This is a genomic window from Chryseobacterium daecheongense (assembly GCF_003729955.1).
Classification (GTDB): Bacteria; Bacteroidota; Bacteroidia; order Flavobacteriales; family Weeksellaceae; genus Chryseobacterium; species Chryseobacterium daecheongense.
The window spans coordinates 313,499-336,314 of the sequence record NZ_RJTX01000001.1 but is presented as its reverse complement, the minus strand read 5'-3'; the positions used below and the strand labels follow the sequence as shown (position 1 = coordinate 336,314).

Sequence of the window (22,816 nt, the reverse complement as noted above, 5' to 3'; positions counted from 1 at the left end):
TAAGATTAATACCCAGGATTTTGATGAAGAGCCGTTCCCGTCATTTCAGTAAGAGGAATTGGCAACACTTCATTTTTATTTGGTTTGAAACCTCTTGATGCTAAAACAGTAGGTGCATCGCCCCATCTTACCAAGTCGAACCAACGGTGACCTTCTCCTATCAACTCTCTTCTTCTTTCATCTTTAATGGCCTGCAAAGAAACCGGAACGGATGCCAAACCTACTCTTGCTCTTACAGCATCCAATAAAGCCTGTGCTCTTGCTCCTGTTCCGTTAAGTGCTTCTGCTTCCAATAAATAAGTATCCGCTAATCTGATCAGGATGTAATTTTGACGGTAATTTAATTCCGCTGCTCCCGGTAAAGTAGTTACTTCATCTTTTGTTGGTAAATATTTATTCAAGAAATATCCTGAATCCATATAAGCGGCTGAATAATCAATTTTTCCGGACTGTTTTAAAGCTTTAGCATTAAAAATAGAAGCGTCCAGACGAGGATCACCCTGCATAAAGTTGAATAAGTTTTCAGTAACCGGATTGAATGCCCATCCTGAAACCAAATCCGGAGCAGTAGCGTCATTGCGGGTATAAGAACGAAGTGAGGTCATGATACAGATAGAATTACCTTCATCATTTCCCTGCCCCCAGAAGCTCCAGTCTGAATTTCCGAGATTGGTGTGGTTAACCTCGATAATAGATTCTGTTGTGAATTTATTATTAGTTACCCATAAACTCGCAAAGTTGGCGACAAGCTTGTATCCATATTGGCTGGTTCCACCCGGAGTTCCGTTTACTTCTGCCAATTGTGCTGCAGCTTCAGCTTTTTTATTATCGTATAAATAGATTTTCCCAAGAAGTGCTCTTGCTGCTCCCTGACTTAAACGTCCTTTTTGATCAGCGGGAACCACTACAGGTAAATCAGGGATTGCACTTAACAAATCAGCCTCTATTTGGCTATACACCGCCGCTTTACTCGCCTGCGGAACATTGTACAGGTCATCTGAAGCCGTAAATGGCTGTAAAATAAGAGGAATATTTCCGAACATTTTTACCAAGTCAAAATAATATAATGCTCTTAAAGTTTTTGCTTCCGCAATAAATCTGTTTTTAGTAGCATTACTCATATCCGCCAAAGGAACCTTCTGAATCAGAACATTGGTTCTGGAAACTCCCTGATAATAATCTCTCCAATAACTTGCAGGAATCGTGGTAGGATTTATGGTATAATTGGAAAGTCCCTGAATTCCGGCCCCATCCGTAGAACTTCCTCCTCCTGCGTAGAAATCATCTGATCCCGCATTAAAGAAAGTCACCATATTTTCGAATCCTCCTGCATTTTTTCTCATAACGTCATAAGCTCCTACAAGAGCGTAGAAACATTCCTGTTCGTTTCTGAAAAAATTCTCGGTAGAAAATGCTCCTAAATATTCCACATCTTCAATATGGTCATTGGTACAAGCTGTATTGGTGAATGCAACACCCACTAAAAGTGATGCTGCTATGCTGATTTTATATAATGTATTCTTCATTGTATTAGAGTATTAGAAAGTGATATTCGCTCCGAAAATAAATGTTCTTGCTTGTGGATAGAAAGCTCTGTCTATACCGAAGCTGTCTCCGGCTGCAATTTCAGGGTCATAACCAGTGTATTTTGTAAATGTTACCAGGTTTTCAGCTGTTACATAAAAACGTACTTTGCTTACCCCAAAAGTTTCTGTTGCATTTTGTGGAAGGGTATATCCTATCTGTATCAATTTTAATCTTAAATAATCTCCTTTTTGTAAATAATAATCTGACATTCTGGAGTAATTTTTATTGGCATCATCTCTGGTCAGACGAGGATATTCATTGGTAGATCCTTCTCCTGTCCAACGGTTTAAGATTCTTGTCTGATAATTGGCATCCAACATATCCAATCTTCTTAACCCCTGGAATACTTTATTTCCTGCTACTCCTTGAGCAAATACCATTAAATCCCAGTTTTTATAATTCACATTAGCCGTTAAACCAAATGTATATTTAGGAATAGAGCTTCCAAGATTCACTTTATCAAGATCAGAGATCACACCATCTCCGTTGGTATCTGACCAGATGAAATCTCCCGGCTTAGCATCCGGAAGGATCATTTGCCCCTGTGCATTTACGTAAGAATTGATCTGCGCCTGATTCTGGAATACTCCTAAATATTTAAATCCGTAGAACGAATTGTATGGCTGCCCGATCTGAATTCTCTGAACTGGTCCCATTGACTGGAATCCAGCTCCGTCAAGATATTCTCTTCCTCTTTCAAGACTTGTTACTTCATTTTCCAAGTAAGAGAAGTTCCCATTGATGGAGAATCCGAAATCCGTCCAGTTCTTTTTATATCCTAATTCCACTTCCACCCCTCTGTTTTCCATGTCTCCGATATTAGCGGTAGGTGCGTTGGTAACTCCTACGTATCCCGGAAGGAAAATTTCTCTAAGGATATCAGATGTTTTCTTTTTATACCAATCTACGGTAAGGGTAAAGTTTCTGAATAATTTTAAATCCGCTGCAATGTTGAGCTGTGATGTGGTTTCCCATTTCAGATCCGGGTTTTCCAATGTGTTTGGAATATATCCCGGTAAAAGAACTTCATTTCCTTGTGCATCAATGAATGTATAATTGGCTCCGGAAACATAGAAGCTTGCAAATTTGAAATCTCCAATACCGTCATTTCCTAAGATTCCGTATCCTCCTCTTAATTTCAAACTATTTACAATATTATTCTGTGGCCAGAAGCTTTCGTTGCTGACATTCCATCCTAAAGAGAATGCCGGGAATGTTCCCCAGTGATTATTGGCCCCGAATTTTGACGAACCGTCATATCTTAAGGTTCCTGTAAATAAATATCTGTTATCGTAATCGTAGATCACCCTTCCGAAATAAGATGCTTTATGAGTATTTACGTAATCCCATGCATTTGTATTTCTTTTATTAGGTGGTACATAAAAGTTGAATGAAGCATCCTGCCAATTGTTAACAGGCAGATCGGTATGAGTAACTGTTTGTCCGAATCCGATATTGTATTCATAATATCCGTTTCCTAACAAAACATTTACATTATGCTTTCCGAATTTGTTCTGATAATTAATCGTGTTTTCCAAACTCCATTCGAATTTCTCCTGTGTTGTTCTGCTTAAGCTGTTGACACTAAGATTGGTATAGTTTGGATTCAGGTAGAATAACGGAGTAAAGCTTCTGCTTCCCCAATACGCTTTTTTACCGTTGATAGAAGATTTAAAAGTAAAATGTTTTGAAAATTTAACTTCTCCGTAAACATTAGCTACAAAATCATCAGACCAGCCGTTATTTCCTAATTGTGTCTGACGGAATGCTAATGGATTGGACATCTCCTGGTTTACATAATGTGAAATACCATAAGGATTTCCATTTTCATCCCTGAAAATATATGGATTGGAATAATCATTAGGGAAAGGCTGTGCATTGACATCCGTAACGACCGCCGGTGTTGTAGGATCTAAATTCACTGCTGAACTTAAAGGTCCTCCAAATTCACCATTAGAGTTAATTCCCTGAGATTTGGTGTGTGTATAAGCAAATGTTTGTCCTACCGTTAACCAATCCGTAACTTTATGAGTAGAATTTAAACGTCCAGTTAATCTTTTGTAATATGAAATATCACTCATCACGATCCCGGTCTGATCATAATAACCAAAAGAACCGTAAAACGTGGACTTTTCGTTACCCCCGCTAATACTTACCTCATGGCTTGATCTTTCAGCATTACTGAAAATAACATCCTGCCAGTCTGTTCCTGCTCCAAAGCTTGCAGGGTTACTATAACGTACAGGTTTTCCATCATTTGCAAACGCTTCATTGATAACCGTAGCATATTGAGTGGCATCCAGAAGGTCCAGTTTTCTTGAAGCACTTCCTACCCCGTAGAATCCGTTATAAGAAATATTCAATCTTCCTTTTCTTCCTTTTTTGGTGGTAACAAGGATAACTCCTCTTGCAGCAGAAACCCCGTAAATAGCAGAAGAAGCACCATCTTTCAATACTTCCATGCTTTCAATATCAGACTGATTCAACCATCCGATACCATCTACCACAATTCCGTCCACTACCCAAAGCGGATCATTACTTGATGAATAACTGGTAATCCCTCTCACACGAATAGTGGCTGCGGAACCCGGTTGACCGGAATTGGTAATCACATTAACTCCGGCTGCTCTACCTTGTAGCACCTGTTCTGGTTTACCGGCCGGGATATTCTCAATATCACTGGCTTTAATACTTGCAATTGCTCCGGTTACATTACTCTTCTTCTGAGTACCATAACCGATCATTACCACCTCTTCTATTTTTTGCTCTTTAGGCAAGGTGTCATTACTGGTGTTCTGGGCATTGAAATTCGCTGTAAAATAAAGCACAGCAACCATCCCCAAACTTCTGGATATTTTCACATTCATATACTGTTAGTTTTTTAATTCTCAAATTGAGACAATAAAAATATATTTTTTTTTAAATAATTAACATTATATTAATAAATATTTTAATTTTTCGTTTATTTTTGGGGCTTGAAAGCCCTATATCCGGCGTCATAAATCATAAAAAATCATAAAAATCAAATAAAATCAATCCCCAAAATGGCTACTAAGCTCTCCACTATATCCCTTCCGTTAAAACTTACTTTTTTGATTTTTTCAATGGTATTGAACTGTATGGGCATTGTTATTTTGCAGCTTTCTGAAGCCAAAATCACGTATGAAAAACTGGGTTTTTTAGAATCATTTAAAGATATTCCGATTGCACTTATTTCACTTTTTGCAGTCAACTTCATCAGTAAAATAGGAACCAAAAAAGCTTTGATTCTGGCGTTGGCTATTGTAGGAGTGTGTTCGTGTATTTTACCTTTTGTGGAAGTATTCTGGTTTTATAAACTGTGGTTCGCCATTATAGGTGCCTGTTTCGCCATTGGAAAGATCTGCGTTTTCGGAATTATTAGAAATAATATCTGGGACGAAAAATCACTGGCCAAAACCATGAACAGTGTCGAAGCCTCATTCATGATCGGGATTTTTGTAGTGAATACCGGATTCGGATGGTTGATTTCAAGCCAATATTCTGAATTTTGGAAATTTGGCTTTCTCTTTATCTCATTGCTTTCTGTTGTTGCAATTTTTCTTTTTTCAAGAATTACTATCTCGGAAGTTAAAAAAACAGAAGATGAAGGCCTTATCTCAGAACTATCAAATATTTTCAATACTCCGGTAATTGCTTTTCTTGCCGTAATATTTTTTATTGTATTTATAGAACAAAGTTTTAATTCATGGTTACCTTCATTCTATAAGAATCATTTGAAGGTCAATTCATTTTTCGCATTACAGGCTTCCTCATTCCTTGCTTTGTTTTCTTATGTGGGAAGGATGGGCACAGCCAATATTATTCAAAGGTTTTCTTTATCTAAATATTATAACATCTGTCTGGGATTGATCGTATTTGTTTTATGCCTGATCATACTGATACAATATTTTGAGTCAGATAATTCTAAAATCCTGTTGTATTTATTTCCTGTTATTGGGTTGTTTTTATCTCCCCTCTATCCGGTTATCAATTCTAAGATGATCGCACAAATAGATAAAGAAAAAATCAATCTGTTCACCTCTCTTATTGTTATTTTCTCTTCACTAGGAAGTTCAGTAAGCTCAATTATTATGGCATTACTGTTTGGAAATCAACTCTTAAACTATTATCCACTGTATATTTTATTTTTTGTTATTATACTTTTGGTAATAAGCTTAATTTATTTTAATCTTGTCAAGAAAAAAATACGGAATTAATTTTTATTTTTACTGCCATGAAAATCCAGGATCCAAAAAGCAAAGAAACACTTCAGGAACTCATTGATACAAAAGACTTCGTAGCTCACGTATCTGTAGACTGTACCATATTTGGTTTCCATAATAATATTCTGAAAGTATTGCTTCTGAAATACCATGACCTGGATTTGTGGTCGCTTCCAGGTGGTTTTGTTTTTAACGATGAAGACCTTAGGGAAGCAGCCGAACGTGTTTTGTATGAAAGAACGCATCTTAAAGATATTTTTCTAAAGCAGTTCCATACTTTCGGAAGAATAGATCGTACAGAAAACAATGTACATCAGATTTTGCTTCGGAATAAAGGAATTGAAGTCCCTAAAGACCATTGGATATTCCAAAGATTTATTACCGTTGGATATTGCAGCCTTATCGATTTCTCATTAGCCAATACTTTCCCTGATGCTTTTAATGAAACCTGTGAGTGGTTTGAGGTCAATAAGCTTCCAAGTATGGCTTTTGACCATGACAGGATTATTGAAACGGGGCTTGAATACCTTCGAATGAATATCAATACGGAAGTGGCAGCGAGTAATCTTTTACCTGAAAAATTCACAATGAAAGATCTTCAGAGCCTCTATGAGACTATTTTAGGACAAAAATTCAGGAGGAATAATTTCCAGCGAAAGATATTAAGCCTGAATATTCTTGACAGGTTGGAGAAACTTTATGATGGTTCGGCCAATAAAGCACCTTACTTGTACAAATTCAAAACAAAGGTCCATAATTCTAACGGACAATATCCTATCTCCAACGAAGAGGAAGAGAATTAATTTTTTTTTGACCCATTTTAGAAGTAAAGCTGATGAAAATTAAGGTAAAATCAGGCACTTCAAAAAAAATTTTTCTAAAATCCTGAAAAGTCTTATTTTTAGAAAAATTAAAAAATAATGTCATACTACCCTCTCACAAGTATTCCGGACTACTATGGAATTGATGCCTTACTTACCGAAGAACACAAACTCATCCGCCAATCTATCAGAGATTGGGTAGAGAGTTTTGTAATGCCGCAGATAGATCAGGCTGCACAAAATCACACAGATTTACCAGGATTGATGAAAGAATTGGGGAAAATTGGAGCTCTTGGTCCATACATTCCGGTTGAATACGGAGGTTCTGGCCTAGATCAGATTTCTTATGGTTTGATTATGCAGGAATTGGAAAGAGGAGATTCTGCAGTTCGTTCTGCTGCTTCCGTGCAAAGTTCTTTAGTGATGTTCCCTATCAATGAGTTCGGTTCTGAGGAACAAAAAAGAAAATATTTACCAAAGTTAGCAGCCGGTGAAATGATCGGTTCCTTTGGATTAACGGAGCCTAATCATGGTTCTGACCCTGGTTCTATGGAAACCAACTTTAAAGATATGGGCGATCATTATCTTTTGAATGGTGCTAAAATGTGGATCACTAACTCTCCTTTATGCGATATTGCCGTAGTTTGGGCAAAAAATGAAGAAGGAAAAGTTCACGGACTGATCGTTGAAAGAGGAATGGAAGGTTTCACAACTCCTGAAACGCACAATAAATGGAGCTTAAGAGCTTCCAAAACAGGAGAATTGGTGTTTAACAACGTAAGAGTCCCGAAAGAAAATCTACTTCCGAAGGTAAGCGGATTAAAAGGACCTCTATCCTGCTTAAATTCAGCGAGATATGGTATTTCCTGGGGTGTTATTGGTGCTGCAATTGATTGCTATTGTACTGCTGTTCAATATTCTAAGGAAAGAAAGCAATTTGGAAAACCAATTGGGTCTTATCAATTACAGCAAAAAAAATTAGCTGAGTTCCTTACGGAAATAACTAAGGCTCAATTACTTTGCTTACAGTTGGGACATCTTAAAAACGATCATAAAGCAACGCCTGCACAAATTTCAATGGCTAAAAGAAATAATGTGAAAATGGCTATTGACATTGCAAGAGAATCAAGACAAATCCTTGGCGGAATGGGAATTATGGGTGAATTCCCGATGATGAGACATGCTGCCAATTTAGAATCAGTGATCACGTATGAAGGAACTCACGATGTTCACTTACTGATTACAGGATTGGATATTACGGGAATTAACGCTTTTTAAGCAACAGAAAATATTTAGGAGCGAGTCCGGCCTTCGGCCGGACTCGCTATTTTAGTCACTATCCCGAGAATTGATATTCAATGAATAATTATTGATACATTAATATTTTGTTTGATTTATTGAAAGTTTCTAATTTAATCAAAATAAAAAGTATCAATATGAAAAAAATTACTTTCTTTTTACTGGGCCTTTCTGCACCCTTCTACTTCGCTCAGCAGGCAGGAGATCTCGTGAATGTAGAACAAAAGCTGGATCTAACACCACAAGGTGTTGTTAATTTCATTGCCAATAATCTTGGGGAACAGAATGCTCCTGATTTTGTAAGCTATCTTAATGGCTTTAATGTGGGGCTCAAAGCATATAAAATCACCTACTATACTAAAAATGAAAACAATACCCTGGTAAAGGCCACAGGACTTTTGATGTATCCTAATGTCAATTACAAACTTTCCACAGTGGTTTCTGATCATGGTACTACAGATAGCAGAAATAATGTTCCATCCAATCTTAAAGGAGTGATGTATGCAGGATTTGTAGTGGAATTGTCCTATGTTTTGAATGGATATATTTTAATGGCGCCGGACTATGTTGGGATGGGAACCGGAGATGGCGTTCATCCATATGTGCACTATCCCACCGAAGCTTCCGCTACCATTGATTTTGTAACTGCAGCCAATAAAGTTTTAGCACAGCAAGGCATTAAACGGTATGATGAATATTTCCTGACTGGTTATTCCCAAGGAGCACATGCCGCAATGTCCACGTTAAAAAAATTAAATATTTCCAACCCGACAGGTCTTAAATTCAAATATGCTTATATGGGTGACGGTCCATACGATTTTTCAGGAGTTACCCTTCAGAAAGGAGTATTGGAGAAAGATGTTTATCCTTTCACTTCGTTCATTGCCAATGTGGTAAATACCTGTAATAATACAGGTTATAAAACCTATACTAATAACATTTCGGAAGTAATTTCACCAGAATATCTGGATAAATACAATTACCATGTCATCCAGGACAACGGAGGTTTGTTATGGGGTCCCTTATTATGGAGAAAATTGTTTACGGACAGTTATGTGAACGAAGTAACCAACAATCCTAATACGAAATTAAGACAATGCCTAAAAGCCAATGATGTTTATGACTGGTATAATAAAACGCCGATGACCCTGGGACATTCTACCGTAGATCTCGCTATTCATCCAGAAAATACCTCCAAAACAATAGATGTTCAGAGAGGGTATTATCCTTGGTGGGATCTGGGAAAATATAAGCTGGAAGCATTTTACTGGGGACCTTTAGGACATGTGGGAGGAATTGTCCCTTTTGTACTGGCTTCCAATGCTAAATTTAATACGCTGAGAAGCGGAGGATTATTCAATGAATGGGCGCTTTTAACTTCGAAACAGTCTGAAAACAATAATAAACCTTATACTTATACCTCCCAGATCAGGCCGGAATTACAGGGAATGGAATTATTAGAAATCACAGATTTCAACAAGGAAAAAGCGGATCGTAAAGCAGCAACCAATAACAATCTGGCCTCATTACAGGATGGAATTTATTTACTTAAAGTATCTGAAAATCAAACTGATAAGCTTATTCCATACATTAAGAATACACCAAGCAAAGTAGCTGAAAATGAGATCATCAAGTCTGAAAACAATCATATGTTAAGTTTAAAAATTAATCCGGACGAACTCCTTTCCATCAACATTTTTGATCAGGACAAAAATCTGGTGCAATCCATTTCTCAGGAACAATATCTGAAAGATGGTGGAATAAATTTAAAAGATATGGAAAATCGAAACTATACATTTGAGGTCATTTCTCAATTCTATAATTTGCAATTCAATAAGCAGATTGGAGATGCTAATTTGAAAGATAATATTGAAGTGTATACTCAAAACCGCAGAATAATAGCCAGAAATCAAAATACCATTAAAAACATTAGCATTTATAGTATTTCAGGGGCTTTAATTCAAAATCAGGAGGTCAATAAGGTTCAATTTGAATCTGACAGTCTTGAACCTGGAGTATATTTAATTCAAATAACATCAACTAACGGGAAAATAACAAACAAAAAAGTAAAAATAGAATAACTTAACTTCTCAATAACAATTTCTTATATCAAATTGGGATGCACTTCAGCAATGGAGTGCATTTTTAGTTGGAATAGGTTTTTATATTCTCTGTAAAATTGATCTCCGGATTCAGGATTTCCATGATCAGGCTTCTCACCGATTTCATGGCATCGTTGATGTCCCCTTTTTCAAACTGCAAGGAAACAACTCCCTTTCTAGCTTCCGCAAAGCTCCAGATACCTGTTTCAATTGGGAATCCCCAGAATTCAGGAAGGTTTTGAATGATATAATGATAGATACATAGCTGCAAGGCCTGTTTTCTGTCACTGTTATGGAAATATTCGTTTATATTATCTGTATCAATCTTCACCGTCAGGTTTTTGATCTTAGCCGTTTTATAATCAATAATCCTTAATGTTCCATTTAACCGGTCTATTCTGTCTATGAATCCGAAGAAGGAAATTTTGTCTGTGTTATTTTCGTCCAGATAAAAATCAACGTTTTCAAACCTTCTTTCGATGGCAAGAATCTCCAGTTTATTTCCCTTTTTTACCAATTCAAGATCATGCGTTAGGATATTTTGAATCACTTTTTTCGCAATGGCTTTATGAATAAAATTCATCCCTTTTTCATAGAATTCGGGTTGATGCTTCAGCTTTTCTATGGCAACATCAATATATTGATCTATTTCTTTAATTGATTTTTGTAAATCACTTTCTTTTAATATTTTACCTTTCAATACTTCATATACTTCTTGAAGTGAATAATGAACCAGATTTCCGTAATTTTTCACTGATAGTTCTTCTTCAATTTCATCTGTTTCCGAAGTATTTAAAATCTTGGAAAGATAAAAATCTATAGGGTTATATAAGTAACTCGTCAAGTGGGAAGCCGAAACCTTTTTCTTCCATTGCTCCAATCTTTCCAAAACAATTTCTGTTTTAGGAATTTCAACCGGCTGGCTCAAAATAGGTTCTGAAGAATTCTCAATAATGAGGTGCTCAATATCATGAGAACTCTCCATTTCGATCTGTGTAATAAAACGGCTTTTTTCTCCGGTATTCACTCCGGAACTTAAAGCATTATACAACAAGTGAACATTCTTAGCATCCTGGATAAGTCTGTAAAAATGGTAAGCATAAATACTGTCATTCTCCAAAAAGGTATGAAGATCAAAGTATTTTCGGATATCAAAAGGAATATAGGTATTCTGTGAATTTCCCAAAGGAAGCTTTCCTTCGTTCACAGAAAGCATGATCACATTTTCAAAGTTTAAAAGCCTGGTTTCCAGCAATCCCATGATCTGTAACCCTCGTAAAGGCTCTCCTTGAAAGTCTATACTTTCTGAATTGATATGTTGATTGATCAAGATTTCCAATGTCTCCATTTTGATCTCAAAATCGTATGGAGTAAGCTGGTTTTTGATGATCCTGAAAGCATTTTCAAAATGGGAAACATTTTCATATTGGATATCATCAATTTCGAGCCATTTGATCTTTTGGCAAAAATCGATCAGCATATCCAGATAAATGCTTACGGAATCCACTTTTTGAAGAAGATTAAAATAAGAAAGATTACCCAATAATTCCGCCAGAAGCTTTTTGGAAATATACACAATATTCCGCTCCTCCACTTTAGCTTTAAAATCATTGATAACCTGTTCGTCTTCAATAGATTTAGGCAACTCTTCAAGGATAGGAAATACATCTTTGTAATAATAGGAAGATCTATTCTTTTCAAGTTGCTTCTGCAAGTAAAATAACTGCTTCACCGCATTGGAAAAAGATAAATTCTTCAAGGGAAAACCCATGGTAATATTCAGGTTCTCAACTCCATGCATCACATCTAAACTTGCAGGAAGCAAATTTTCATCCAATAGAACAACCGCCGTGTTAGAATAGGTAGAATTATTGATCTCCTTGAAAATTTCCGGTAATATCTTGGTTTGAGTAACGTTTCCGGAAACTTCGTAGACTTTTATATTTTTAGGCTGGTTAAAATCATCCTCGATCCATTCAAAAAAACGGCTGTCATTAAATTCTTTCCATGTTTTATGGTTTCTGAGAAATTTCCCCGCTTCTTGCCTTTCATCATCAAAATAATAATGATCTGCCTGAAAAAAACATTGCGCTTTATTCCATTGTAAAAGACTTCTTACCAATTTTTCTTCTACCGGCGTGAAGGCATTGAATCCACAAAAAACAAATTGTTCCGAAGTATTTTTGGCAAAATCATCAATGCGGGCTTTTGCCGTTTCATGGATCATTCCTGAAGTGGCCCAGTTTCTATCTTTCAGCTTTTTTTTCAAAACCGGAAGAAAAACATTCATATTTTTCCAGAAATTAAGAAACTTTTTTCTTGGAACATCCTCTTCCTCTCCTAAGTCCTGTGCCCAATCTTTGATCCTTTCTTCATCAAACATATACTGAAGAACAACCTGATCATTTTCAGAGAATTTCAAAATATCATCCCAGTCCTTCTGTAACGTCGGAAACCATTTTAAAAAGTCCGCAAAGTCATCATTGGGAATCAAATTCAGGCTTTTATAAACATCATAAGCAAAAAGCCATAAAGAAATCCCCTGAATGGGTTGTTGATCTGCTATCCTGTCTATAAGTTCCTCGATCGTATAGAAATTGGGAAGAAATCCAGAATAATTATTTTCCTCTAAAATCTGCCTGATAAAAACGATGGGACGTTTTCCGGGCAAAACAATATTAAACACAGACAGGTCTGTGTTTTGGATTAAAAGCTCATGGATGATCTTATTAAGGAATTTCAAGAGATCTGGTAACTTTTTAAGTTTTCTAATTCTTCAGAAATCAATGCATTATATTCCGCCTGTCTATCTTTATTCATCCCATGCTCCGTTTCTTTATCATAGCTCATTTGGAATTCAGTGTATTCCTTTAATATCCTGTTATAAATTCCCTGGAATTTTTTATTATAATCACCGGAGGTTTGGATGTTATCTGCAATTTCTTTACGAAGCTTTCTGGCAAATACTTCGGCAATATCAAAATGTTTTTGTTCATGATTCAATACATAATCATTGATCTGCTTTACATCTTTCCAGGATTTGTCTTCATTGAAAAAAGTTTCCACCTTTATTTTAACAGGAGATTTAGGATTGGTTGATTTCACAACAGAATACACCCAACCGCAATTGGTATAGGCAACAACGTTATTTCCACGCTGCCTATTGATATTGCTTTTAAAATTGCTCCAGCTGAGTTTTTTATCTTCTTCCCACTTGATCTTCTGAGCAAACAAAGTATTGGTAACTAATATACAAACTAAAAAAATCCACTTCATATTTATTCTACTACTATGGTTTTGGTGATCCAGGTATTATCACTGCTCCAGAATTTAAAAGTATACGTTCCGGTCTGCTGCGGACTGAAATTGATCTGGCTGGCTCCTGTAAAAGCCCCCTGTGCACAAGGTCCGTTTGCAATATATTTATAAGCCGTAACCGTTCTCGTAAGATTATTGTTATGAATATAATCATAGGCATAAAAACCCTCACAATGAGACGAATAGGTAGAATATGTCTTGATACTCTGAACTGTAAAGACATCCATTGTATCATTGACGATTTTCACACTATCTATCTTTACTTTATCTATTGATTCTATCGTTTGATAGTCATCATTATCATTACACGAAGTAAAAAATAATCCTAAAACCATTGCATAAGCCCCAATATTGAGAAACTTTTTCATGATTACACAAATTTTGATTATTAATGAATATTAAGCAAAAATTATTCCTTAATTTATGATAAAATTAAGAATTAAAATTACCTTTCGACAGGTAAACTACTTTTTTTGTTTCAAAAAATTCTTCATCAAAATAGTTTTTAAGATTGAAGATCTCACATTTAATTCCGGCAAGCTCTTCGGCAAGATCACCTCCTTTCAAATATAAGACTCCATTGTGTTTGGGATTAAACTGTTCCTTTTCAAACTTTCCTTTCAGCCATCTCAGAAATTCCGGCATTTGGGTAACCGCTCTGCTTACCACAAAATGAAATTTCTCTTTTAATTTTTCCGCTCTTCCATGGATGGCCGTTACATTTTTGAGCCCTACTCCTTCTGCTACAGCGTTGACTACACTAATCTTTTTCCCGATAGAATCTATCAACGTAAATTCTGCTTCAGGAAATAAAATCGCTAAAGGAATTCCCGGAAAGCCTCCTCCAGTTCCTATGTCCAATACTTTAGTTCCCGGTGCAAATCCCATCACTTTCGCAATTCCAAGAGAGTGCAGAATGTGCTTTTCATACAAAGATTCCATATCTTTTCTGGAAATCACGTTGATTTTTTCATTCCATTCATGATAAAGTCCCTCCAGTTTTGTGAACTGTTCTATCTGATTTTCTGTAAGATCCGGAAAGTATTTTAATAGTAACGATGTAGACATATGAAATATTATAAAACACAAAAATAAGTTTTATTTCACAGTTTTATAGCGTCCCTTCGAGGAGATTTTATAAAATCGCATCGAGAAGTTTAAACGGTTCCAGATATTTGATCATGAAAACCGTCTTTACTTGGCAATTCCCGGAATTACCGGCAAACTTACGTTTCCGGATTCATTCACGCTCTGTACTGCAAAAATATAATTGTCTTTGGAAAGTGGAATTTTCAGGGAAAGATCTTGGGTAAATATCCTTTTTTGCCACACCGGACTATCAGTTTCTCTTACCAAAACATAATATCCGAAAGGCCTTCCTGTTTTGGGTTTCTCCCAATGTAAAGTTGTGGAATTGGTAAGCTCCTTCACCTCTATTTCTACTTTTTCCGGTTTCGGAGGTGATTTGGCGAGACTTGCCAATACAGCAATATTGACAGCTGTATTTTTTCTCAGGTAATTATAATCTATAAATTCCGGCAGGTCGCCATATTGCTTTCCATTTTCCTTTCTTACATCCTGATGCTGCTGATCATAATTCTCATAATACTCAGTAAGCCTTACCGCGGGAAAGCCATTATTCACAAAACTTGAATGATCTCCGCCTCTCAGGAATCTGTCATTTCTATAGATCAGCTTTACTTCAAGATTTTTCACGTATTTTTCTCCAACTTCCTTGATGTAACGGGCTAGTTGTCTCGAATTACCATCATTTTCAAGTCCCAGGTTTCTTATACTCATAGCTTTCTTGTCCAATTCCGCATAAGGCAATCCTTCACTAAAAACCCGAAGTACACGGTCATTGGTTTCATTAGTTTCTCCGGATTTAGTATTTCCTATCATATCATTGTTCAAAACCGCTTCTATCTGCCAGTTTTCTTTTTTAGCTTTTTCCGCCAGCATTTTAGATCCAAGCAATGATTGTTCTTCTCCCGAAAATGCAACGAAAATAACAGACGCAGGAAATGCAGATTTGCTTAAAACTCTTACGGCTTCTATCACAGCACTTACGCCACTTCCGTCGTCATTGGCTCCCGGCGCAAAAGAAGTTCGGTTCATGACATCAGTAACTCTAGAATCTAGATGTCCGGAAATCAGGAAAACTCTTTTGTCATTAGGATCCGTTCCTTTCAGATAGGCAATAGGATTTCCCAGATTAGTTACCTGATCCACACGTTTTCCATCCGGTTGAATATCCTGCTGTTGAAGATATACTTCCATCCTTCCATCTGAGTATTTTGCATACTCTTTAAATTTTGAAAGGACCCAGTTTCTTGCCGCGCCTATTCCTTTATTCTGATCATCAGTCACGCTTAAAGTATGCCTTGTATTGAAACTCACAAGTTTCTTAATACAAGATTGCAAAGAGTCTGAATTTACTTCAGAAACATATTTTCTTATTTCATCATCTTTTGTACGGAGTTGTGAAAACACTATACAAGGAGTAAAGCATAAAAAAAGAAGATACTTCATAAGAGATCAATTTTAAACCAAGAATTTTAAATATACGAATTTCTGATTGTCCGGAAGTATATTTTTTCCGGTTCCAGCGGATTGAGATTAAGTTTTTATTTATATTTGTTCAAATTCAAAAAAATACATGGACAAACTTTCAGATAGAGTAAAAAGACTAGGTTACTCACAAACTTTCGTAATGTCTAATAAGGTTAGAGAAATGAAAGCCAATGGAATAGACGTTATCAGTTTAACTCTCGGCGAACCGGATTTCGATGTTCCGGATAATATCAAACAAGCGGCTTTTGATGCCATCAATCAAAATTACAGCCACTACTCTCCTGTTCCGGGATTTTTAGAACTTCGTGAAGCGGTTGCCTACAAATTAAAAAGAGATAACAATCTTGACTACAAACCTACTCAGATCTGCGTGTCCAATGGTGCCAAACAGGCTATTCTGAATGTTTTGGCAGCCATCATCAACGATGGCGATGAAGTTTTGCTTCCAGCTCCTTACTGGGTAAGCTATGATGAAATGGTAAAAATGATGGGCGGAGCATCCGTTATGCTTCCAACTTCTTACGTTACCGATTTTAAAGTGACGGCACAACAACTGGAAGAAGCCATTACAGACAAGACCAAAGCCATTCTTTTCAGTTCGCCTTGCAATCCTTCGGGAGGATATTATACGTATGATGAATTAAAATCCATCGCCAAAGTGGTTGCCAAATATCCGCATGTTACCATTATTTCCGATGAGATCTATGAGTTCATCAATTATGAAACCAAAACAACTTCTATTGCTCAATTTCCTGAAGTGTACGAGCAAACAGCGGTGATCAACGGGATGTCTAAAGCATATGCCATGACCGGTTGGAGAATAGGGTATTCTGCTTGCCCGGAATGGTTGGCCAAAGCCTGTGAAAAAGTTCAGGGACAAATGACCAGCGGAGCTAATACCATGGCGCAAAGAGCTTCCATTACCGCTTTAAAAACTGATCCTTCAGAATATAAATACATGATCGATGCTTTCCAGAAAAGAAGAGATCTTGTATATGAACTGATCAAAGAAATTCCCGGTTTTAAAGTACTGCTTCCTAAGGCAGCGTTCTATTACTTCCCTGATATTTCCCATTATATAGGAAAAACATTGGATGGCACAGAAATTAAAAACTCTGATGATTTTGCCATGTTCTTATTAGACCGCGCTCATGTAGGCTGTGTAGGTGGAGTTTCTTTCGGAAGCCCTGAATGCATTAGGTTTTCTTATGCTGCTTCAGAAGAGGATTTAAGAGTGGCCATGAGAAGGATCAAGGAATTGCTTGAAAAATTTAATTAAAAAACATAACAAATCACATGAACTTTTTAAAGAGAATTACAATTGTTACGAGCATTGCCGCCGCCAGTTTTACCGGTTATGCTTACGGGCAGGATTTCCAATGGAAGGAAGCTACTTCTAATGGCTATACATACAAATATGTAACGAATGACCCTACTTCAGCAAGATATTATAAGCTAAAAAACGGATTAACCGTTATTTTAAGTCCAACCAAAAAAGATCCGAGAATTCAGACCTTTATTGCGACAAAAGCCGGAAGTAAAACCGATCCGTCAGACCATACAGGCCTCGCGCATTATTTGGAGCATATGCTTTTTAAAGGAACAAACAAGTTTGGGTCTAAGGATTGGGCAAAAGAAAAACCGCTTTTAGATCAGATTGACGCTTTGTATGAAAAGTACAACCAAACTAAAGACGAAGCTAAAAGAAAAGAGATCTATAAAGAAATAGACAGAATTTCCGGTGAAGCTTCCAAGTTTGCCATTGCCAACGAATATGATAAAATGATGTCCGGAATGGGTGCAGACGGAACCAATGCCTTTACCTCTTTCGAGCAAACCGTATATACAGAAGATATTCCAGCGAATGTTGCTGATAAATTCCTTGCTGTTCAGGCAGAGAGATTCAGAGAACCTGTTTTAAGGCTTTTCCATACAGAACTGGAAGCAGTATATGAAGAAAAAAACAGAGGCTTGGATAATGATCCTAGAAAAGTATACGAAGCGATGTTTGCTGCTATTTTCCCGAATAACAATTATGGGAAACAAACTACCATCGGAACCGTAGAACATTTGAAAAATCCTTCTTTAAAAGCGATCAGAGAATATTACAATAATTATTACGTTCCTAACAATATGGGAGTGATCATGTCCGGAGATTTTAATCCTGATGAAATGATCGCTAAGATCGACAGAGCTTTTTCTTATATGAAAGCTAAGCCTGTTCCTGAATATAAAGTGGCACAGGAAAAACCGATCACCGCTCCTATTATAAGAGAAGTATATGGACCCAATCCTGAAAACATCACCATTGGTTTCAGGTTCCCGGGAGCCACTACCAAAGACGCCAGATTGCTGAACCTTATCGGAAGTATGCTTACCAACGGACAAGCAGGACTTATCGATCTTGATCTCGTAAAGAAACAGAAATTATTGGGCGCTTATGCTTTTCCGTATGTTCTGAAAGACTATTCCGTTCTTTTATTACAGGGAAATCCTACGGAAGGACAATCTCTGGATGAAGTAAAGGGTTTATTGCTTCAAGAGATCGATAAATTAAGAAAAGGAGAATTTTCTGATGATCTGATCCAGTCTATCGTAAACAACGAGAAGAAAAATGTGATCCAGAAATACGAGAAATACACTTCCAGAGCAGAATCTTTAATGGATGAGTTCACTTCCGAGATTGATCACCAGGCTACTTTAGGATATATAGATGAGATTTCCAAGCTCACGAAAAAAGACATTATGGATTTCGCTTCCAAGTATCTTCAGGATAACAATTATGTAGCTGTTTATAAAAGAAAAGGAGAAGATAAAAATATCGTAAAGGTTGAAAAACCTGCTATCACTCCGGTTTCCGTAAACAGAGAAGACCAGTCGGAATTCTTAAAGAATATCGAAAAAATGCCGGAAGAAGCGATCTCGCCTGTCTGGCTGAACTTTGATAAGGACATCGCTAAAAATAAACTGGAAAGTGTAGATGTTCTTTCTGTAAAGAATACAGATAACGAACTGTTCAGAGTATATTATTATTTTGACGCCGGAAAATGGAACAACAAAATTCTTCCGTTGGCTGCAGAATATCTTCAGTATTTAGGAACAAAAGATAAATCTTCAGAAGCGATCAGCAAAGAATTTTACAAACTGGCCTCAAGCTTTAACGTGAGTGCAGGAAACGAAGAAACCTATGTTTCTCTAGAGGGTTTAAATGAAAGCTTTGATAAAACGCTTGCCTTATTCGAAGATCTGATTAAAAATTGCCAGCCGGATCAAAAAGCATTGGATGCTTATAAAGCAAGACTGAAAAAATCCAGAGCCAACGCCAAGCAGAACAAAGGAGCCATCATGTCCGGATTGAGAAGCTATGCTCAATATGGTCCGCAAAATCCTTTCAATAATGTTTTAAGCGATGCGGAACTGGATGCCTTAAAAGCAGAAGATCTTGTGAATGTGCTTCATGATCTGTTCAACCATAAGCATAAAGTATTGTATTACGGGGCGAAATCCGGAAATGAAGTAGTGGCTTCTTTAACTCCGATCCATAAGCTTCCGGCTACCTTAAAAGATATGCCGAAATCCAAAACATTTACTCAAATTCCTACCGATAAGAATAAAGTATTGTTTGCTCATTACGATATGGTTCAGGCTGAAATTTTCTGGGTAAGAAACGGGGAAAAATACAATTCCAGCATCACGCCTACCGTAAGCTTATTCAATAATTATTTCGGGGGCGGAATGGGATCTATCGTATTCCAGACCATCAGAGAATCTAAGGCTTTAGCTTATTCTACGTATTCTTACTTCTCGCTTCCGAGCAAAAAAGAAGATAAAGATATAGTGACTGCCTATGTGGGAACTCAAGCAGATAAATTCAATGAGTCGACTATTGCTATGAATGAGCTTTTAACGACGCTTCCTAAATCTGATCAATTATTTGAAACAGCGAAGAGCGGATTGAAAAAATCAATTGCTGCGGAAAGAATTACTCAGGACGGGATCATCTTTACCTATTTAAGAGCTCAGAAGCTTGGCAATACAATGGATATGAGAAAAAATGTGTACGAACAGGCTCCAAAATTAGCCTTTACTGACATCAATAACTTCCATGACAAGGAAATGAAAGGCAAGAATTATACGTACTGCCTTGTTGCTTCTCAGGACAAAGTAAAAGAAGCCGATATGCAGAAATTAGGCGAGGTGAAAAAACTCAGTCTGAATGAAATATTCGGTTACTAAAAATAACTAAAAGCCCTGAAAACAGGGCTTTTTTCTTTCTTGATCACTAAAAACAATTATAGATTTTATTTATCGAAATCAATTTGTTTGATAGATGAAATATTTTTATATTTGCACCAGAAAATTTAAAATATAAAAACAAGAAAATTATGTCTTTAGTAGGAAAAAAATTCCCGAATGTAACAATTGATGCCATGTCTGAAATGGGTGATGATCTTAAAATCAACATCTTCGAAGAAGCTACAGCCAACCAGCAAAAAGTTCTTTTATTCTGGTATCCAAAAGATTTCACTTTTGTTTGCCCGACTGAGCTTCACGCTTTCCAGGATGCTTTAGGTGAGTTCGAAAAAAGAAACACTAAAGTAATCGGAGCTTCTTGCGATACAAACGAAGTTCACTTTGCATGGTTAAACACTGCAAAAGAAAATGGAGGTATCGAAGGAGTAACTTACCCGCTTTTAGCAGATACTCACAGACAATTGGCTAACATCTTAGGAATTGTTGATCAGGATTTCGAATACAATGAAGAAGGTGAAGAAACTTTCACAGGTTCTAATGTGACTTACAGAGCTACATATCTGGTTGACGAAACAGGAAAAATTTTCCACGAGTCTGTAAACGATATGCCTCTTGGAAGAAACGTAAAAGAGTATTTAAGACTAATTGACGCTTATACTCACGTTCAGAAGCATGGAGAAGTTTGCCCTGCCAACTGGGAAGAAGGAAAAGAAGCTATGAAAGCTGACAGAAATTCTACAGCTGAATATTTAGCTAAGAACTAATATAATATGCTAAATTTGAAAATGAGATAATTTGAAAATTAATCTCAGGATTTGTAAGAATTATCTCATTTTCTATCTATATCATACGCGTAAATGACAAAGAATAAACATTCAGATTTGGATATTCGGTTTGCTCATTAACGCATTTTCAAATTCACAAATTTTCAAATTATTATCATGTACATAGAATTAACAGAAGATACGCTTCAAAATATTGTAAGCGATAATGAAAAAGTGGTTGTGCAGTATGGAGCAACATGGTGCGGAAACTGCAGAATTATGAAGCCTAAATTCAAAAAATTAGCCTCTGAAAATGATGAGATCCCATTCTTATACGTAGATGCAGAAAAATTGCCTGAAAGCAGAAAACTGGCTAAAATAGACAACTTACCCACTTTCGCAATTTTCAAAAACGGGGAATTGGTGAATCAGGTACAATCTAACCAGGCAGAAAGTTTAATTAACTTATTTAATGAATTGTAATGAATTCGCTTAAAGCGAATCCATGTGACCTATAAAAAAATAAAAAATCACACATGAAATTACCGATCATCAGACAGTTTTATCAAAACCAGACTCCTGAAAACCTTGAAAAGACGTTAGAAGTCCTAGAAAGCTTCTGCGAATTCAGAGGAACCAGCGAAGAAGATCTGAATGTTGCAGGAGAATTGATCACCAATATCTGCGGAGCCCTGGAAGTTCATGCTAACGTTCAAAACGGAATGAGTGAAAAAGATGCTTTGAATTCTTTCGCTCAGAAGGTTTTAGGATCTATTGATAAATAATTGCTTACAACAATTAAAAGATTGAAAAATGTAAGCATTAAAAAATTCTAAGAATACTCTTTCTTACAATAAAAATCCCGATGGAAATACATCAGGATTTTTTGGGTTATACATCTCTTCTCTTCTTAAACTTTGCAATGATCTATATTATCGCAAAGATTTATTTAAAACCATTTTCTTTTTAAAGAAGACAAAAACTCTTAAAATTAATTTATGGAGGTAATCCTTTGCTCACTTACATTTGCGGCTCTAATTATTTTCTTTGCATTAAAATAACGGACTAGCAATAGGCAAATAAAAAATCCTGATGAAATACACCAGGATTTAAATTTATCATTAATTAAATTTCAATTAGCTTCTTCTGCTCATTAAAATTCTTAAAATATACCAGAACAACAACATGATAGAAGCAAAAAGCTGTAAAGAAGCTCCCACATACTGTCCTGTTGTATATGTATCTTTAAGCTTATTGGTTTCATACAAAATACTTGCAGAAGCCAGAATCACCATTCCTACGGAAAACCAAAGCCCAAGATTAAATCCAAAAATAGCTCCGGCAACAATCAGTCCTATAGAAATAAATCCTCCGATAATAATAATGTTTCTCAGGAATGAAAAATCTTTCTTAGATGTGAAAGCTACTGCTGATAAGCCTGCAAACATCGCAATAGTTAGCATGGCAGCCTGAAAGATCATAGTTCCTCCACCTGAATATCCAACAGCAATATAAAGCAGCGGTAAAAAGATAACTGCTTCCAGCAGAATGTAAAAACCTAATCCCATATATTGTGTTGATCTGCTTTGTGACAGAGACCATTTATTAGCCAGAATAGATGCTAACCAAAATACACCAATAATCAATAACCATGTATATTTCTGCGCAAACATCAAGCTGATAATTTCCACCGGTACAATATTGATTAAAACGGTTTCAACTCCAATAAATGCAAGAACTGCCAAAGCAACATGCAAATACACTTTTTTGTAAAAATCTGCCTTTTCAACCTCTGAAGAATGGGCCACTAAAACATCTGTCATCATAGTTTTTATTTTTTCTTTAAATATATC

General features: G+C 36.4%; 17 protein-coding genes. 9 read left to right on the top strand and 8 right to left on the bottom strand.

Going from position 1 to position 22,816, the window contains the following annotated elements; all coding sequences use genetic code 11:
* Positions 1-5 precede the first annotated feature (5 nt).
* Together EGI05_RS01445 and EGI05_RS01440 are read right to left on the bottom strand one after the other, a co-directional pair.
* On the bottom strand, positions 6-1,526 hold the full coding sequence (locus EGI05_RS01445) for a RagB/SusD family nutrient uptake outer membrane protein (protein ID WP_123261297.1): 1,521 nt from the start codon (positions 1,524-1,526) through the stop codon (positions 6-8).
* 12 nt (positions 1,527-1,538) lie between these two features.
* Positions 1,539-4,454, bottom strand: coding sequence for a SusC/RagA family TonB-linked outer membrane protein (locus tag EGI05_RS01440; RefSeq protein WP_123261296.1), 2,916 nt, complete (start codon positions 4,452-4,454; stop codon positions 1,539-1,541).
* Between the two features lie 177 nt (positions 4,455-4,631).
* Between EGI05_RS01440 and EGI05_RS01435 the strand changes: the two genes are divergently transcribed.
* From EGI05_RS01435 to EGI05_RS01420, 4 genes are all read left to right on the top strand, one after another.
* Positions 4,632-5,825 carry an MFS transporter gene (locus EGI05_RS01435; protein ID WP_228428526.1) on the top strand — a complete coding sequence of 398 codons (1,194 nt, stop codon included), beginning with the start codon at positions 4,632-4,634 and terminating at the stop codon, positions 5,823-5,825.
* A gap of 17 nt (positions 5,826-5,842) precedes the next feature.
* The gene (locus EGI05_RS01430; RefSeq protein WP_123261294.1) at positions 5,843-6,634 is read left to right on the top strand and encodes an NUDIX hydrolase; all 792 of its coding nucleotides are present in this window, start codon (positions 5,843-5,845) and stop codon (positions 6,632-6,634) included.
* Between the two features lie 117 nt (positions 6,635-6,751).
* A complete protein-coding gene (locus tag EGI05_RS01425; protein ID WP_123261293.1) occupies positions 6,752-7,930 on the top strand; it encodes an acyl-CoA dehydrogenase family protein in 1,179 nt (392 codons plus the stop codon).
* 158 nt (positions 7,931-8,088) lie between these two features.
* A complete protein-coding gene (locus EGI05_RS01420; protein ID WP_123262540.1) occupies positions 8,089-10,032 on the top strand; it encodes a T9SS type A sorting domain-containing protein in 1,944 nt (647 codons plus the stop codon).
* Positions 10,033-10,096: 64 nt separating this feature from the next.
* Here the strand turns inward: EGI05_RS01420 and EGI05_RS01415 are convergent, their stop codons facing one another.
* The 5 genes from EGI05_RS01415 to EGI05_RS01395 form a co-directional block, all read right to left on the bottom strand.
* Positions 10,097-12,796 (bottom strand): PD-(D/E)XK nuclease family protein, encoded by a 2,700-nt coding sequence (locus EGI05_RS01415; protein ID WP_123261292.1) that lies wholly within the window; start codon positions 12,794-12,796, stop codon positions 10,097-10,099.
* Positions 12,793-13,329, bottom strand: coding sequence for a DUF922 domain-containing protein (locus EGI05_RS01410; RefSeq protein ID WP_123261291.1), 537 nt, complete (start codon positions 13,327-13,329; stop codon positions 12,793-12,795). Before EGI05_RS01410 ends, EGI05_RS01415 begins: the two co-directional genes overlap by 4 nt.
* Before the next feature lie 2 nt (positions 13,330-13,331).
* Positions 13,332-13,739, bottom strand: a complete 408-nt coding sequence (locus EGI05_RS01405) for a hypothetical protein (protein WP_123261290.1) — start codon at positions 13,737-13,739, stop codon at positions 13,332-13,334.
* A gap of 64 nt (positions 13,740-13,803) precedes the next feature.
* A complete protein-coding gene (gene rsmG / locus EGI05_RS01400; protein WP_123261289.1) occupies positions 13,804-14,439 on the bottom strand; it encodes a 16S rRNA (guanine(527)-N(7))-methyltransferase RsmG in 636 nt (211 codons plus the stop codon).
* Between the two features lie 126 nt (positions 14,440-14,565).
* A complete protein-coding gene (locus EGI05_RS01395; protein ID WP_123261288.1) occupies positions 14,566-15,903 on the bottom strand; it encodes a M28 family metallopeptidase in 1,338 nt (445 codons plus the stop codon).
* Between the two features lie 127 nt (positions 15,904-16,030).
* Here EGI05_RS01395 and EGI05_RS01390 point away from each other — a divergent pair, with 127 nt between their 5' ends.
* From EGI05_RS01390 to EGI05_RS01370, 5 genes are all read left to right on the top strand, one after another.
* Complete coding sequence (locus tag EGI05_RS01390) at positions 16,031-17,224, top strand: pyridoxal phosphate-dependent aminotransferase (protein WP_123261287.1); 1,194 nt, start codon at positions 16,031-16,033, stop codon at positions 17,222-17,224.
* Between the two features lie 17 nt (positions 17,225-17,241).
* The gene (locus EGI05_RS01385; protein ID WP_123261286.1) at positions 17,242-20,181 is read left to right on the top strand and encodes a M16 family metallopeptidase; all 2,940 of its coding nucleotides are present in this window, start codon (positions 17,242-17,244) and stop codon (positions 20,179-20,181) included.
* A 149-nt stretch (positions 20,182-20,330) separates the two neighbouring features.
* A complete protein-coding gene (locus EGI05_RS01380) occupies positions 20,331-20,963 on the top strand; it encodes a peroxiredoxin (protein ID WP_123261285.1) in 633 nt (210 codons plus the stop codon).
* Between the two features lie 177 nt (positions 20,964-21,140).
* The gene (locus tag EGI05_RS01375) at positions 21,141-21,446 is read left to right on the top strand and encodes a thioredoxin family protein (RefSeq protein WP_123261284.1); all 306 of its coding nucleotides are present in this window, start codon (positions 21,141-21,143) and stop codon (positions 21,444-21,446) included.
* 53 nt (positions 21,447-21,499) lie between these two features.
* Positions 21,500-21,748: a DUF6952 family protein gene (locus EGI05_RS01370; RefSeq protein ID WP_100375496.1), complete on the top strand. Its 249-nt coding sequence runs from the start codon at positions 21,500-21,502 to the stop codon at positions 21,746-21,748.
* Positions 21,749-22,099: 351 nt separating this feature from the next.
* Here the strand turns inward: EGI05_RS01370 and EGI05_RS01365 are convergent, their stop codons facing one another.
* A complete protein-coding gene (locus tag EGI05_RS01365) occupies positions 22,100-22,789 on the bottom strand; it encodes a Bax inhibitor-1/YccA family protein (protein ID WP_123261283.1) in 690 nt (229 codons plus the stop codon).
* Positions 22,790-22,816: the final 27 nt, after the last annotated feature.